The sequence below is a fragment of the Haloarcula sp. CGMCC 1.6347 genome (assembly GCF_037078395.1).
In the GTDB taxonomy this organism is placed as follows: domain Archaea; phylum Halobacteriota; class Halobacteria; order Halobacteriales; family Haloarculaceae; genus Haloarcula; species Haloarcula amylolytica.
The window spans coordinates 425,881-441,485 of sequence record NZ_JAYMGX010000002.1; the positions used below are offsets into that span (position 1 = coordinate 425,881).

Genomic DNA, 15,605 nt, shown 5'->3' on the forward strand with positions numbered 1-15,605 from the left:
TCACTCCCCCTCGTGGGTCGTCTCCAGGCGACTGAGGAACTCGCCGGTTCGGGCCGCCTGCGGGTTCTCGAACAGCTGTTCCGGCGGGCCGTGTTCGACGATTTCACCGTCGTCGAGGAAGATGATGTCCGACGCGGCCGACCGCGCGAACCCCATCTCGTGGCTGACGACGAGCATCGTGATGCCCTCGGCGGCGAGGTCGCGCATCACCTCGACCACTTCCCCGACGAGTTCCGGGTCGAGCGCGCTGGTCGGCTCGTCGAACAGCAGGAGCTTCGGGTCCATGGCGAGCGCGCGAGCGATGCCGACCCGCTGTTTCTGGCCGCCCGAGAGTTCGGCGGGGTAGGAGTCGGCCTGGTCAAGCAGCCCGACCTGTTCGAGGTGTTCGTAGCCTTGCTCCTGAGCCGCCGCCTTGTCCATGCCGCGGACCTTCCGGAGGCCGAGCGTGACGTTCCCCAGCGCGGTGAGATGGGCGAAGAGGTTGAAGTCCTGGAACACCATGCCGACCTGTTTCCGGAGTTCGTTCACGTCGGTGTCGGCATCGGTGACGCACTCACCATTGAGGTAGATGGCACCGCCGTTAATCTCGGTGAGGCGGTTCACACAGCGAAGCATCGTCGACTTGCCGCTCCCGCTTGGGCCGATGACCACGTCGACGTCGCCGGCGTCCATCTCGAAGCTGACGCCGGAGAGCACCTGTTCCTCACCGTAGGACTTGTACACGTCGTCGAGTTCCAACAGCGGATCGCTCATGCACGCTCACCTCCGGGGATGCTGAAGTGGTCGTCGACGTAGTCGAGCGAACGGTTCGTCACGAACGTGAGAACGAAGTAGATGAGACTCACAGTCAAGAAGATTTCAAGCGCGGCCGTGCTCTGACCGCCCTGGTAGAGGTTCTGGCCGACGGTCAGCAGTTCGCCGAGGCCGATGACGATGGCGATGCTCGTGTCTTTCAGGACGATCGTGAACTCGTTTTGGAAGCCGGGCACGCTCCGGCGCAGCGCCTGCGGGACGACTACGCTACGGATCGCCTGTAGTCGGCCCATGCCGACGGCGCGAGCGGCTTCCAGTTGCCCCTCGTCGACGCTCTGGAGCGCGCCACGGAAGATCTGTGATTGATACGCGGCGCTCCGGAGTCCGAGCGCGATAGTCGCCGTCACGAAGGCGCTGCTCGACACCGAGAGGCCGAAGAACAGCAGGATAATGATGACGAGCAGCGGCGTCCCGCGGAGCACGACGCCGGCTGTCTCGACGGCGCGTTTGAGCGGGCCGCGGCCGTACACCTCGACGGCTCCCGCCGGGAACCCGAGCAGAAAGCCAAGCAAGATGCTCGCCGCTGTCAGGGCGACCGTGACACCCGTACCGACGAGTAGCAGGTCGAGGTTCCCGACAACGAACGCCCAGTCACTCTGCAACGGGAGGGGGGGCATCGGTTACTGCTGACCGAACCACTTGTTCGTCAGGTCCTGATACGTGCTCCCGTCCCTGACAGTGGACAGACCGTCGTTGAGTGCCTGCGTGAACTCGTCGTCGCCCTCGCGGACGCCGAAGCCGAAGTTCTCGCCCGTCTCGTACGTGAAGGCGATGACGACCGGGCGCTGGGCGGCGAAGGTCTGAGCGACCGGCTCGTCAATGACGACCGCGTCGATGTTGCCGTTCTGGAGGTCTTCGACAGCCAGCACGTAGTTGCCGTAGGAGTTGTAGTTCGACTCATCGAGGTTCCCCGGTTCGATGAGCTCCGACTGAACCGTACTCTCGCCGGTAGTACCCTTCTGTGCGCCGATGGGGCGTCCGGAGAGGTCCGACAGCGAGGACGGGGAAAAGTCACCGTCTTCGCGGACGACGATTGCCTGATTGGAACTGTAGTACGGGTCGGTGAAGTCGATGGTCTCGTCGCGCTCGTCGTTGATAGTCATCCCTGCGGCAACCACGTCGATGTTCTCGTTCGTCAGCGCCGGAATCAGGGACTTGAACTCGAACTCTTCCCAGCCGGCCAGGGTGTAGTCGGTCTCGTCGACGACCGCTTCCAGCAGGTCGATGTCGAACCCGACGAGTTCGCCGTCCTCCTTCATCTCGAACGGGGGGAAGCCCGGTGCAGTTCCGGCAGTGATTTCAGTAGTGCCGTCATCACCGCCACCGCCGCCGCCGAAACAGCCGGCAAGTGAGACGGTTACTGCGGTTCCACCGACCGTGGAGAGATACTGGCGTCGTGAAAGGCCGTCGTCTGACATAATCCCCACCACACGACAGACCGGAATATATCTTACGTGTTAACCACGGGGGTGGTACTCGTGTTCAATCGTCTGCGCGTGCCGTGTGCTGGGTATCGGCCGATTGTACCGACGGTGACTCCGCCGTGTCGGTGTAGGCCCACGCCGTCGCCGCGACCATCGCGCCGAAGATGAGCTGTGCGGCCCCGTGGTGGAGGACCTGCGCCGTGGCACCGAAGTTGAAGATGGTGTTCGCGCCGAGGAGGACCTGCACCGGGAGCACGACCGTGGCGACGGCAGTTGCGAGCTTGATCCGCCGGCTGTACTCACCGCGCCACGCGGCGATTGTCGAACCGAGGATGCCGAAGCCGGTGATCATCGCGACTAAACGGTGGAACCACTCGACGAAACTCGCCCAGTTTGCGGGGAACAGACCCATCCAGCCGTCACAGAACGGCCAGCGTGCCTCACAGGTCAGCCCGGCGCCGATGGCACCGGTGTACACGCCAAGCAGGATGAGTGCGAACGTCAGCACCGTCGTCGTCGCCACCAGTCGGCGGAAACGGGTGGTCATACCTATATCTTCGGTTGCACGTACTTATGCTCTCTTTTCGTGCCTTGCCAGCGAGCACCATTATCTTTACTGATATTCTCGGAGTCATCTTTATCTACAGGTGTTCTGGAATGTAACATAGCTACCTTATGTTCGAACAGATCCGCACCTACATCTACGGCCAGGGGTCCCGTTCTTCGGACGCTGCGGCCCGACGGGCGGACGGAGGCCTCGTCGCGAGTGACGGGCAGACCCGCTTTCTGGCCGACGCCATCGACCCGGACTCGCCACGCCTCAACGACCGCTTCGACGACTCCGAGAAGGCCGCTATCGGGACCCAACACGTCGAGCGGCAGTTCGAACTCGAACCCGACGAACTCCGAGCGCTGATCGACGAATACGAAACCGCCGGAATCAGCCAGAGTGAGTTTATTGCGGCCCAGGGCTTCGTCACCGAATCGCTCGTCGAAGGCGCGTTCGAGCAGCTTCGGGACGAACTCGGCCCGGATGCACAGGCCGCTATCCACTCCGTCGAGGTGGAGCTCCAAGAAGGGCTGGAAACGACACAGTCAGTCTCCCGGGCCGGTGTCGATGCGTTCACCGACTCTGCGGCGGACAGTGGCTCCGGCATGGGACTCGACTACCACAGCGTGTTGCATCACATCGGGACACCGCTCTTTATTCTGGATACGAACGGCGATATCCTCAGCTGGAACCGTTCGATCGAAAACCTCACCGGCGTCTCCGAGGCCGAAGCAAAGGAGATGGAGATGGCGAGCATGGCGTTCTATCCAGACGGTCGGCGCGGGAAGACCCTCGCCGACAAGGTTCTCGACGCCCCGGAGACCACCCATACGGAGTACGACGTGCCGAAGGTCGAGGACGAGGACTTCACGCTGTACCGCGACACGAGCGTGATGGCCGACCAGCACGGGAACGAACGCCACATCTCCTTTAGCGCCGCCCCGATTTACGACGACGACGGCGAACTCATCGCGATCGTCGAAATGGTCCAGGACCGGACTGACGAGGCCAACCGCCACGAGGCCGTGACGAGTCTGGTCGATGAGATCAAATCGACCATGGCCGCGCTCAAGAACGGCCGCCTCGACGCCCGGGCGTCGTTCGACCGGACCGACGGCGGCGAGTACGTCGACGACCAGCTGTACGAGGTCGTCGGCTCGCTCAACGACATGGCCGAACAGGTCGAGCAGTTGGCGGACCAGGTGGACGCACAGGCGCAGCAACTTGCGACCACTATCGAGCAGGCGAATTCGTCCGCAGAGGACGTCGAGAGCCGGGTTGCCGAACAGACCGACTCCCTCACCCAGGCGGCCGACAACATCCAGGATATCGGGGCCGGGATGGAGGAGGTCGCCGCGACATCTAGCGAAGTGGCGTCGGCAGCACAGCGCGCGAAGGCGGCCGCAGAAGACGGGTCAGACGCCGGTGAAGCAGTCATGGACGTTACCGACGGGCTCGCCGAGACGAGCGAAGACCTCGTGGACACCGTCACAGACCTCGACGACCAGATGGACGAAGTGAGTGAGATCGTCGAGATAATCGCCGACGTGGCGGAGCAGACGAATATGCTCGCGCTAAACGCCAACATCGAGGCGGCCAGAGCCGGCGAAAGCGGGAGCGGGTTCGCTGTCGTGGCTGACGAGGTGAAGACGCTCGCTAACGAGACGAGCGAGTACGCGTCCGAGATATCGACGAGTATCACCACGATTCAGGACCAGGCGTCCGAGACAGCCGAAATGGTCGAGACGTCCCACGAGCAGGTCGAGCACGCGGAATCCGAGATCGCGGACGCCCTGGATGCGCTGGACGAGATATCCGACGCTGTGGAGGAAGCGACGAGGGGCATCCAGGAAGTCGCCGACGCCAACGACGACCAAGCGAGCGCTATCGAGAACGTGACTTCGATGGTCGAAGACGCACAGAACCACGCCCAAGAGGCCGAAACGGCGACGAAAGAGATTGTCAAAGCGACCGACCGACAGGAAGACGCGGTCACCGAACTGACCGACCGGGTCGGCGAACTCACCAACACGAACTGAGGTCCGCGGCCGGTCCATCGGGCGGGTCCCCGGCGGCGGCCGTTTTCCAATTGATGGGACACGTCCGGGAAAAAACCGCTGCAACAAGGCGACATTCGACAACCGTCGTTGTACCGCTCGTCCGTTGACGGTAAACTTGTCTTTTTTACAGTAGGGTTCGACATCCGGATATGGGACTTGACGAGGACGCACTGGAGTACCACCGGAGCAAGCCGCCGGGGAAGATAGAGATTGCGACGACGAAGCCGACGAACACACAGCGTGACCTCTCGCTGGCGTACTCGCCCGGCGTGGCCGCACCGTGTGAGGAGATCGACAAAGATCCCGAGAAGGCCTTCGAGTACACCGCGAAGGGGAACCTCGTGGGCGTCGTCTCCGACGGGTCCGCCGTGCTCGGCCTCGGCGACATCGGCCCGGAAGCCGGGAAGCCGGTCATGGAGGGGAAGGGCGTGCTGTTCAAGCGCTTCGCCGACATCGACGTGTTCGACGTGGAGCTGGACACGGACAACGCCGAGGCGATGATACAGACGGTGGAGGCGATGGAGCCGACCTTCGGCGGTATCAACCTCGAAGACATCGCCGCCCCGGAGTGTTTCGAGGTCGAGCGCCGACTCAGCGAGAAACTCGACATCCCGGTGTTCCACGATGACCAACACGGGACCGCGATCATCTCCGGCGCGGCGCTGGTCAACGCGGCCGACATCGCCGACAAGGATCTGGAGGAGCTGGAGGTCGTCTTCTCCGGGGCCGGAGCGTCCGCTATCGCCTCGGCGAAGTTCTACGTCTCCCTGGGCGTCTCGAAGGACAACATAACGATGTGTGACTCCTCGGGCATCATCACCGAGGAACGAGCGACCCACGAGGAACTCAACCGATTCAAACAGGAGTTCGCCCGCGACATCCCCGAGGGCGACCTCGCCGACGCGATGGACGGGGCCGACGTGTTCGTCGGGCTCTCCGTCGGCGGCATCGTCGACCAGGAGATGGTGCGGTCGATGGCCAGCGACCCCATCATCTTCGCGATGGCGAACCCGGATCCGGAGATCGGCTACGAGTCGGCCAAGGCCGCCCGCGACGACACGGTCATCATGGCGACCGGCCGTTCGGACTACCCGAATCAGGTCAACAACGTCCTCGGGTTCCCGTTCATCTTCCGCGGCGCACTCGACGTGCGGGCGACCGAAATCAACGAGGAGATGAAAGTCGCAGCGGCCCGCGCGCTGGCCGACCTCGCAAAGCAGGACGTGCCCGACGAGGTCGTCAAGGCCTACGGCGACCAGCCCCTGCAGTTCGGCCCGGACTACATCATCCCGAAACCGCTGGACCCGCGGGTCCTGTTCGAAGTGACCCCCGCCGTCGCCGAGGCCGCCATCGAGAGTGGCGCAGCACGGACGAATATCGATACGGAGGCCTACGTCGAAGAGCTCGAAGCGCGGCTGGGCAAGTCCCGCGAGATGATGCGCGTCGTGCTCAACAAGGCCAAGAGCGACCCCCAGCGGGTCGTACTCGCCGAGGGTCACGACGAGAAGATGATCCGCGCGGCCTACCAGCTGGTCGAACAGGGAATCGCCGAACCGGTCCTCATCGGTGACGCCGACCGCATCGAGTCCACGCGCCGGAAGTTCGGCCTGGAGTTCGACCCAGTCGTCGTCGACCCCGAGACAGCCGACGTGGCAGACTACGCCGACCGACTGTACGAACTCCGCCGGCGGAAAGGCATCACCCGACGCGAAGCCGACGAACTCATTCGGGACGGGAACTACCTCGGCAGCGTGATGGTCGAGATGGGCGACGCCGACGCGATGCTGACCGGGCTCACCCACCACTACCCCTCGGCCCTGCGCCCGCCGCTGCAGGTCATCGGCACGGCCGACGACGCCGACTACGCGGCCGGTGTGTACATGCTGACGTTCAAGAACCGCGTCATCTTCTGTGCTGACACCACAGTCAATCAGGACCCCGACACGGACGTACTGGAGGAGGTCACCCGCCACACCGGGGAACTGGCCCGTCGGTTCAACGTCGAACCGCGAGCGGCGATGCTGTCGTACTCGAACTTCGGGAGCGTCGACAACCCCGGGACGAAGAAGATCCGCCGGGCGGTCTCGCGCCTGCAGGACGACGACCGCGTCGACTTCCCGGTCGACGGAGAGATGCAGGCCGACACCGCCGTCGTCGAGGACATCCTGCAAGACACCTACGAGTTCTCCGAACTCGACGACCCCGCGAACGTCCTCGTGTTCCCCAACCTCGAAGCCGGGAACATCGGCTACAAGCTCCTCCAGCGACTGGGCGGCGCTGAGGCCATCGGACCGATGCTCGTGGGCATGGACAAGCCGGTCCACGTCCTCCAGCGCGGCGACGAGGTCAAGGATATCGTGAACCTCGCGGGCGTCGCCGTCGTCGACGCTCAACAGGAGTAATCGACGCGAGCGTAGCGAGCGTTTTTCGCCGCCGAAAGACTCGCTGCCCTCGTCTTTCGAGCCCTCGTTCGCTCCGCTCACGAGAACCACGTTTTTCGAGGAGTGGTGTGCGAGTGCTGCGAGCACACCCGACGCTGAAAAAGGTGGTAGCGACATCGTGAACCTTGCGGGCGTCGCTGTCGTCGACGCACAGCAGGAGTAACGACTAGCGACTGCTTTTTTCGAGCTAGGTCGGAATCATCCGTCAGAACATAGCGTTCAGGCCCGTCGCCGGAACGCGATGTCACGTATCGTCTCGCCGTCGACCGCGTGTCGGTGGGTGGAGGAAGAGTGCATCGACGACCGCCACAGCGCCAACAAGTGAACCGCCAGCGATTGCCGCCTGAAGCGAGAGATCCAGAACAACCGCAGCGACGAGTGTAAGCACGAACACCGCGGGGATGACGGCGAGAACGAGGTCGTGCCGCGTCGGCGACTGACGCGGCAACTGCTGCTCGACGTACTGTCCGCTGAAACCGTCCGGTCCGTCAGTTCTGGTACTCACCGTTGCTCACCTCCCACTGTATACTATCCCATTTCTAATACATAAAATTTGGTCTGTGTGACGTTCCCCAAACGTACGCTGGAATGGCTTCAACTATCTGCATAACTTATAGAGATTATCTACTGTGAAACGTGACTGACAGAGATCCTCGGAACCACCAGTTACGATGATTTCTGGCTGTGGTCAGATTTCTCCACAGAATCGCGGTCGTATGTGATATTTCAGGGACGACAGCTGCGTGCCGGTCGAGGGGCTGCTACGGCTACGTGCTACTGTCGGCAGCGGTGTGAAAGAATGGGATACTGTGGCCGGCAGGGGTGCCGGTGCGCTCCGTCAGTCAGATGCGCCGCCACGCTCCGCGCGTGACGGCGGCGGGACGCGTTCGTTTACCGTCGGCGCGTCGGGGAGGACACACCGGTCCGGCTCGCCGTTGACGTGCGCGTACTGGTCGGGTGCGTTCGCCAGCGGATGGGCGGGGTTGCGGTCGCCGGAGATCCGCGCGGCACGGACCTCGCCGAACCCGTTGATACGTGCCTGAATTCCGCGCCAGTGCAGCCCTGTCGCCGATGGGACCGACACGGAGTGTGGCGGGTCGTAGGCGGAGCCATGGGAGGCCAGTACCTCCGCGTTCACGTTCTCGGCGAGCTGGTCGTGGTCGATGAGCAGGCCGACGCGGGCGTTGGGCGGGGCCCGTCTCGCAAGCACGTCGAGCCCCAGATGGAGCGCCCGGTACTCCGCGACGTTGTTGTCGGGGCAGGTATCTGGGACAGACAGCCTGACGACGCGCTCACCGTCGAGCGTTTCGACGACGACACCCAGCCCGCCTGTCGGGCCGCCTGACTCGCTGTCGGGTGATGTCGTACCGCCGTGGGGTCTGAACGACCCGTCTGTGGCGATGTAGAAGTCTCGATGGTGACTCCGCGGCGGATGCGCGATGTGCGGCGTCGGTGATTCATCGAACAGGTCTCGAAGTGACGGCCGGCCGTAAGCGGCCATAGTTTCTATTGGGTAAGCGGGGTATTAAATATATTCCCTCGACGGGGGTGTCGTCCCGGTACGGCGGTTTGGCGGTCTACTGTCCGGCTCACCGGCCAGTTCAGACCCGTGCTCACATCGAATCTGTTGGCGGGTGAGAAAGAGTTATATCGACGCAGTCCCATGTTACCAATACACATGACTCCGACGAAAATTCGTGAACGACTCGAAGAGGCGGAAGGCCGGGTCGACAAAGAGCAGTTCGTCAGCGCGTTAGAGTACGTCCGGGACGACGGCCGCACCCGTCGCTGACCGTATTTTTATCGTGACTAGCAGGCGCGAGTGACTAGCGATAGTGAGCGGCGAGACTAGCGGATTCGAGTGACTCCTGTCGTCCCTTCCCGTCGAACATCCTCAGTCGTCGGTGAGTTGCCAGCCGTCGCCGACCGATTCGACGACGCCGCGCCGCTCCATCTCGGTCGTGACCTCGCCAAGTCGGTTCGGCTGTGCGATCTCTAGATTCGTGCGGCTGACGCCGTGGTACTCCCGCAGTAACTGGCGAATATCGTCCTCGGTGTGGGTTTCCTGACCACTCTTCGCCATCACGCCCGCGACGAGTTCGACCATGTCTTCCACGAAGTTCCAGGGGTAGACGACCCAGGTCCACTCGTCGAGGCGCTCGCCGACGAACTCCGGCTCGTGGTCGCTGGTCTGGAGCAACTGGAGCGTCGCCGTCCGGACGCTGCTTGGGTTTCGGTCACGGACGCACTCGGCGGCCGTCTCGATAGACTGGCCGGTGTCGGCGATGTCGTCGACGACCAGCACGTCCTTCCCCTCGACTGCGCCGTCGGCCAGCGGGTACTTGATCTGTGCCTCCTCGCCTTTCGCGGCGGTCCCGACGTAGTGTTCGACCTTCAGGCTTGCCAAGTCGTCCAGCCCGAGGAAGTCACAGAGACAGCGCCCGCCGAACCAGCCGCCCCGCGCCAGCGCGACGACCACGTCGGGCTCGAACTCGGCGGCTTTCACGTCGTCGGCCACGTCCCGGCAGAGGCCGTAGATGTACTCCCAGTCGGTGATGGTACACGAGAACTCGTCCGGTAGCTCGCCCATACGAGATGGCGTGTGTGGCCGGACTTAACCGTTGCATATTCCGCAGCAGTTACCGAACCCGGAGCGGCACGCTACGCGTCCGGGTCGCCCTTCCGGAACTCCCGGAGGAGGACCGTCGCGTAGCTCCCTTTCGGCAGCGAAAAGGAGAACGTCAGGTCCGCGTCGTCGCGCTCGACGCCGAGGGCCGTCCGGAGCAGGACGGCCCGCCGCGTCCCGTCGCTGTCGAACGCGCCGGGGAGGTCGAAATCGCTCTGTTCGAGGCCGACATCGTCGAGCACCTTACGGGCGATAGCACCCGGCTCACCGCTGCCGAGTTCGGTGTCGGTCCCGACCAGCGGCGCGGTGACAAACGCTCGGCCGCGCTCGCAGTGGCGCTCGACGGTCGAGAGCCGCTTTGCCGTGACCTGTTGGGTCCGGTTGGCGTCCGGAATCGGGAAGTCCTCGGGCGCGTCGCTGTCCCGGAAACAGACCACGTCGCCCTCGACCGGGCGGTTGAAGGGGAGCCCCCGCTCTAACCGCTCCGAGAGGATGCGGTTGAACACGTAGGACTGGGCGGCGTTGACGAACAGCGACTGGAGGTTCGACGGTAGCGACTCCAGCGCCTCGCGGAAATCTTCCGGCTCGTCGGCCCCGTTCTCGACCAGCCGGTGGCAGATAGAGCGTTCGTAGCCCAGCGCACCGGGCAGTTCGTCCAGCGCGCCGGCCCAGTCGTGGGTTTCGTCGACGTACGCTCGCGCCGCCTGCGTCGACTCCGGTTCGCGCTCGTTCGGGTTCCCGACGTAGGCGAGGACCGCGTCCCGCCACTCGCCGCGGGCGATTGCCAGCCCGACCTCGTGGGTGACCGGCCGGCGCGATCCGAACCGCTGCTGGCCGAAGTAGTTGGGTACGCCGACCGTCGTGTCACCGTTCGGCAGTGCGGAATCGCCCGACTGGTCGCCGCCCGACAGTGTGTCGTCACCGCTGGCGAACGCCTGAAGGTCCGCCACGACGCTGGCGGCGTTGTCGGTGTTCTCGGTGTCCCGGACGACGATCTCGAAGGCGTTGCCCGCCAGGTCGCCGAAGAGAATCGGGCGGCCGGCGCGGCCGATGACCTCGATGTCCGTGCCGCCGATTTCCGGCAGGTCCTCGGCCGCGACTCCTTTTACCGAGAACAACTGGGTCGTGACCGCGCGCTTGTCTTTCGTCCCCGCCCACGACACCCGCTCGCGGGAGATGCCCAGCCGGTCGGAGAGCTTGCTGGCGAAGTCGTTAGTCTCCCAGTTACGGAGCTCCGCCCGGAAAACGAGATGCGGATACGCGCCGGTGTCGGCGTCGACCGGTTCGGTGCCGAACGCCTCCAGTTCCCGGACGCGGAAATCCGCGGGGGAGGCGCGGAGGTGGCCGCCCACCCCGTCGGCGTCGCTGACGTAGTACTCCATACCGACCGCTCGCTCGATTGGGTGGGCCGCTTGCATTGTGTGGCTGTTTGCGGGTCGGCGCTTAGGGCTGGCGTTTGCGGACTCGCTATCGACCATATCGCAGCTGGTACCTAGTGTTATCACGGCACACATACTACCTGTGAGTAGGTCGTGGCTATGCGGGCGACCGGAGAGCACCACGATGCCAAAGCTAGCATGTCAGAGTTGCGGACGAGAGATAACGTTCGACAGGGACGGTCAGGAGTCCCGCGCGCCGATGCGGTACTGTCCACGCTGTGGCGACGAGTTCCCGCCGCGCGAGGAGTGGTAGGCCGACGCGGCGATTATCTGTAGGCCTCGAACTCCCGGCCGAAGGCGATGAAGTAGGCCACACCGGCGAGGCCGACCACTGTAGCGACGCCGAAGGCCAGTTCCGGGCCGGCCTGTAGCGCCACGCCACCGACGGAGACGGCCCACTCGCTGCCGTAGAGCCAGCCGCCGAGCGCGGCGCTGGGGATGACCAGCGTGTTCCGAAGCAGGTAGTAGGTCCCGGTGACGCGGCCACCGGCGTCCTGTTCTGCCGGGCCGACGATGAGCGCCTTGTGAGCCGGCAGGCCGGCAAATCGCAGGCCCGAGAACGCGAACAGCAGCACCAGCACCCACTGGTCGTCCGGCGCGAAGATGAGCAGGAGCGGGAAGACGGCGTAGACGAGAAAGCCGAGCGCGACAGCAGGCTTGAGGCCGGCCCACTCGGTGAGCTTTGCGACGGGAGCCATCGAGACGATGGCGACGACCATCTCGACGCCCAGTAGGACGCCGAAGAAGGCGTCGGGCCGAAGCTGGACGCCGAAGCCGGTGAACCCCACCGAGAGAAACTCGGTGACGACGATGACGAAGAAGACGTACACCATCCCGTTGGCGAAGCGGACGAGCGTATCGGCGACCAAGAGCGGCCGGAGCGTCGCCGGCATCGTCCGCAGGTCGGCGAGTATCTGGTCGATGCCTTCGAAGGACTTCCCGAGCGTGTCCTCGCTGGCGTCGTAGAGGACGTGCTGGGCGACAGTGGCGACGAGGCCACAGGCCAGCGCGACCAGCAGCACGCGCTGGAAGCCGTCGACGAAGGTTGCAGTCGTCGCGAGCAGCGCCGCAGCGGCGAGCGGCCCGAGCAGGAACCCGATGCGGCGGAACATCTCCGTGCTGGCAAACCCCATCGCAAGCCGCTGAGACGGGACGCTCTGCTTGACGATGGCGAAGGTCGCGCCCAGCCCGAAGGATTTCCAGGCCTGTGCGAGAAAGAGCCCGACGAACACGAGCGTCCAGGCCGGCAGCGTTGTCGTGCCGAGCGTGATGTCGCCGACGACTGAGGCGAGATACCAGATGCCGAAGCCGACCGTCGCCAGCGTCGCGAAGGCGGTCAACGCCAGCCGCGAGCCGATGCGGTCCGACACCGCGCCACCGGGGTAGGGGTACACCGCGCTGATGAGGTTCCCGACGCTGCCATAGAGGCCGATGACGCCGGCGCTGGCCCCCAGAAGACGCATGTACTCGGGGATGTACCGGCTAGTCATCTGAAACGCGAGGCTAAAGGCCAGCATCGACAGCGACAGGACCAGTACGTCCCGCTCCAGCGCAAAGAATTGGCGGAAGGAGTCGAGCAGGTCCACGTCCTCCTCGGCTCCCGTCTCGGTTGCCATTATCCGAGTGCAGTTTCCCCAACAACTTAACGCTCGAAGAAGGGGCAAGCAGCCGTAGCTGTCCCGCCGGGTCCCTGCTCAGTACGGGAGAACGAACAGGACGACCGCCAGAAACGGCGTGAGCGCGAGCAACATCGCGATAGCGTAGCCGAACATCTCCCGGGCCTTGATTCGAGTGATGGCGAGCAGCGGCAGCGCCCAGAACGGATTGAGGAGGTTCGTGTGGGCGTCGCCGACGGCGTAGGCCATCGTCGCCTGCCCGACCGGGACGCCGAGGTCCTGGGCGGCTTCGAGAATCGGCGGACCGAGGATGATCCACTCGCCGCCGCCGGAGGGCGCGAAGATGTTGACCGTCGCGCCCGTGAGCCAGGCGATGACCGGGAACGTCTGGGGCGTCGAGACCGAGATGAGCGCGTTGGCCATCAACTGCGCCAGCCCGGAGGTGGCCATCATCCCCTGGATGCCGGCGAAGAAGGGAAACAGCAACACGATGCCCGACGCGGCGGTCGCCGCCTCGCCGAACTTCTCCCGGTAGGTCTGTGGGTCCATGTAGATGAAGATGCCAATCGTCAGGAAGCCGAAGTTGACGATGTTCAGCCCGAGCGCGTCGATGCCGGACTGGACGAACTGTGAGACGACCAGCGCGATGCCGGTCAGGCCGATAATCCCGCCGAGGACGCGGCTGTGGTTGATGCGCTCGGCCGGGACCTGCGGAGACGGCTCGGTGGTCGCTTCCACGCCGCCGTCACTCGCGGATTCGAACAGGTCGTCTTCGGGGATGTAGTGCGTGATGCCCCGCGCCTGGTCACCGGTCGGCGTGATGACGTAGAGGACGACGAGGGCGTAGGCTATCGACAGGCCAGTCAGGATGAGGCCGTAGGGGTGGAAGATGGTCTCGGAGGCGGAGACGACGACGTCGATGACGCCCTGCTGAATGAACTCGTTGCCCTCAGTCGCAAGCAATAGCGGCGCGGACCCGGACAGCCCCCAGTGCCAGGTGAGGCCGAGGCCGAGATAGCCCGCGACACAGAGGACCGGATAGTGGACGTCGATGTCGTTTTCGTGGGCGGTCTTGCCCATCTCTCGGGCGAAGATAGCCCCGAGGATGAGGCTCAGTCCCCAGTGAATCCAGCCGAGCAGCATCGTCAGCAATCCGACGAGGACGACCGCCTGTTTCCCGGTGTTGGGAAGCTCCGTCAGCCGGCGGATACCGGCGTTGACACGCGGATGGTACGCCACGACGAAGCCCGTCATCAGGATGAGGACCATCTGCATCGAGAACGTCAGGAAGGCCCAGAAGCCGTCGTACCAGAACCCGACCATCTCGACGGGGCCGGACCCGGTGAGGCCGACGCCGGCCAGGAACACGACGTAGCTGAGGATGAGCGCGAACAGGAACGGACTGGGCATCCACCGTTCCACCCACGCGGAGAGTCGATAGCCGATACGTTCGAGGGAGGTTTCATCTGTGTTACCAGCCGACATACTGTTGCCACCTCCTCGCGAATATATCATAAAAGTTTGCTACTATTCTGTCAGTTCTCCGCTAGTCACCGCTGTGCAACCACAGTCCTGTGACGCGATTCCGACGACCGGACCGATCCTGACAGATGATTTTATCTCGGGTCCGAAGCAAGCCAGAGTATGTCATACAAAGTCGTCGTCTCTGACACCAAGGTGATGGACGGGGAGACACGGGCGGCGGTACTGAACGCGGTCGATGCGACCGTCGAAACGACAGGGGCGAAAGAGCCGGCGGCTGTCGCACGCGCAGTCGAGGGCGCGGACGCGCTGATCGTCGACGCCGGTACACAGGTCACGGCCGAAGTCATCGACGCCGCGGACTCGCTCAAGGTGGTGGGCCGGGCCGGCATCGGCGTGGACAACATCGACGTACGGGCGGCGGTCGACGCCGGCGTGGCGGTCGTCAACGTCCCGGAGTACTCTGTCGAGGAGGTGTCGACCCACACGTTCGCGCTCGTGTTCGCTTGCCTGCGGAAGATACCCACGTTCGACCGCTCGGTCAAGCGCGGCGAGTGGGAGTGGTCGGTCGGGCAGCCGATCCGTCGCCTCGCCGGCAGCACCGTCGGTCTCGTCGCCTTCGGCAAGCTCGCTAGCCGGTTCGCCGCGAAGCTCCGGGGGTTCGACGTGGACGTCGTCGCCTACGACCCGTACGCGCCCGAGTACCGGATGGGCGACCTCGGCGTCGAGCCGGTCGCGTTCGAGACGCTGCTGGCCGATTCCGATATCGTCTCGTTGCACGCCCCGCTGACCGATGAGACTCGGGGGATGATCGACGCGGACGCGCTCGACCGGATGCGCGACGACGCGCTGCTCGTGAACACGGCCAGGGGCGGGCTCGTCGACGAGACGGCGCTGTACGACGCGCTCACCAGCGGCGACCTCGGCGGGGCCGGACTGGACGTTCGCGAGGCGGAACCGCCCGGTGACTCGCCGCTGCACGACCTCGACAGCGTCGTCTGTAGCCCCCACGTCGCGTGGTACTCCGAGGCGTCCCGGGTCGAACTGACACAGACCGTGGCCGAAGACGTCATCCGGGTCCTGCGGGGCGAGGAACCGGAGAACCCCGTCGACCCCGAGACCGGCTGGTTTTGACGGTCTCGGCGGCCGAGACG

Annotated in this window: 14 protein-coding genes; 4 read left to right on the top strand and 10 right to left on the bottom strand. The window is 64.5% G+C overall.

From position 1 onward, the window contains the following. From VI340_RS10615 to VI340_RS10630, 4 genes are all read right to left on the bottom strand, one after another. The gene (locus VI340_RS10615; protein ID WP_014040982.1) at positions 1 to 753 is read right to left on the bottom strand and encodes an amino acid ABC transporter ATP-binding protein; all 753 of its coding nucleotides are present in this window, start codon (positions 751 to 753) and stop codon (positions 1 to 3) included. Then, positions 750 to 1,430: an amino acid ABC transporter permease gene (locus VI340_RS10620; protein WP_014040983.1), complete on the bottom strand. Its 681-nt coding sequence runs from the start codon at positions 1,428 to 1,430 to the stop codon at positions 750 to 752. Before VI340_RS10620 ends, VI340_RS10615 begins: the two co-directional genes overlap by 4 nt. 3 nt (positions 1,431 to 1,433) lie before the next feature. Next, positions 1,434 to 2,231 carry a basic amino acid ABC transporter substrate-binding protein gene (locus VI340_RS10625; RefSeq protein WP_008312571.1) on the bottom strand — a complete coding sequence of 266 codons (798 nt, stop codon included), beginning with the start codon at positions 2,229 to 2,231 and terminating at the stop codon, positions 1,434 to 1,436. 64 nt (positions 2,232 to 2,295) lie between these two features. Further along, the gene (locus VI340_RS10630; protein WP_008312570.1) at positions 2,296 to 2,784 is read right to left on the bottom strand and encodes a COX15/CtaA family protein; all 489 of its coding nucleotides are present in this window, start codon (positions 2,782 to 2,784) and stop codon (positions 2,296 to 2,298) included. Between the two features lie 128 nt (positions 2,785 to 2,912). Here VI340_RS10630 and VI340_RS10635 point away from each other — a divergent pair, with 128 nt between their 5' ends. After that, positions 2,913 to 4,826 (top strand): methyl-accepting chemotaxis protein, encoded by a 1,914-nt coding sequence (locus VI340_RS10635; RefSeq protein ID WP_336358317.1) that lies wholly within the window; start codon positions 2,913 to 2,915, stop codon positions 4,824 to 4,826. A 170-nt stretch (positions 4,827 to 4,996) separates the two neighbouring features. Continuing rightward, a complete protein-coding gene (locus VI340_RS10640; protein WP_008312566.1) occupies positions 4,997 to 7,249 on the top strand; it encodes an NADP-dependent malic enzyme in 2,253 nt (750 codons plus the stop codon). Between the two features lie 283 nt (positions 7,250 to 7,532). Here the strand turns inward: VI340_RS10640 and VI340_RS10645 are convergent, their stop codons facing one another. The 4 genes from VI340_RS10645 to truD all read right to left on the bottom strand — a co-directional run bounded on the left by VI340_RS10645 (position 7,533) and on the right by truD (position 11,332). After that, on the bottom strand, positions 7,533 to 7,793 hold the full coding sequence (locus VI340_RS10645) for a hypothetical protein (RefSeq protein WP_008312564.1): 261 nt from the start codon (positions 7,791 to 7,793) through the stop codon (positions 7,533 to 7,535). A gap of 333 nt (positions 7,794 to 8,126) precedes the next feature. Beyond that, positions 8,127 to 8,789 (bottom strand): ribonuclease H, encoded by a 663-nt coding sequence (locus VI340_RS10650; RefSeq protein WP_336329087.1) that lies wholly within the window; start codon positions 8,787 to 8,789, stop codon positions 8,127 to 8,129. Between the two features lie 393 nt (positions 8,790 to 9,182). After that, the gene (locus tag VI340_RS10655) at positions 9,183 to 9,878 is read right to left on the bottom strand and encodes a phosphoribosyltransferase (RefSeq protein WP_008312558.1); all 696 of its coding nucleotides are present in this window, start codon (positions 9,876 to 9,878) and stop codon (positions 9,183 to 9,185) included. Between the two features lie 71 nt (positions 9,879 to 9,949). After that, on the bottom strand, positions 9,950 to 11,332 hold the full coding sequence (gene truD / locus VI340_RS10660) for a tRNA pseudouridine(13) synthase TruD (RefSeq protein ID WP_336358318.1): 1,383 nt from the start codon (positions 11,330 to 11,332) through the stop codon (positions 9,950 to 9,952). 145 nt (positions 11,333 to 11,477) lie between these two features. Here truD and VI340_RS10665 point away from each other — a divergent pair, with 145 nt between their 5' ends. After that, positions 11,478 to 11,606 carry a hypothetical protein gene (locus tag VI340_RS10665; RefSeq protein ID WP_336358319.1) on the top strand — a complete coding sequence of 43 codons (129 nt, stop codon included), beginning with the start codon at positions 11,478 to 11,480 and terminating at the stop codon, positions 11,604 to 11,606. A gap of 13 nt (positions 11,607 to 11,619) precedes the next feature. Here the strand turns inward: VI340_RS10665 and VI340_RS10670 are convergent, their stop codons facing one another. Together VI340_RS10670 and VI340_RS10675 are read right to left on the bottom strand one after the other, a co-directional pair. Continuing rightward, complete coding sequence (locus VI340_RS10670) at positions 11,620 to 12,969, bottom strand: MFS transporter (RefSeq protein WP_336358320.1); 1,350 nt, start codon at positions 12,967 to 12,969, stop codon at positions 11,620 to 11,622. Positions 12,970 to 13,047: 78 nt separating this feature from the next. Further along, entirely contained in the window at positions 13,048 to 14,454 is a 1,407-nt protein-coding gene (locus VI340_RS10675; RefSeq protein WP_336358321.1) for a short-chain fatty acid transporter, read from the bottom strand. 159 nt (positions 14,455 to 14,613) lie between these two features. On the opposite strand from VI340_RS10675, the gene VI340_RS10680 reads away from it, so the two are divergent. Beyond that, positions 14,614 to 15,585, top strand: coding sequence for a C-terminal binding protein (locus VI340_RS10680; protein ID WP_336329083.1), 972 nt, complete (start codon positions 14,614 to 14,616; stop codon positions 15,583 to 15,585). Positions 15,586 to 15,605: the final 20 nt, after the last annotated feature.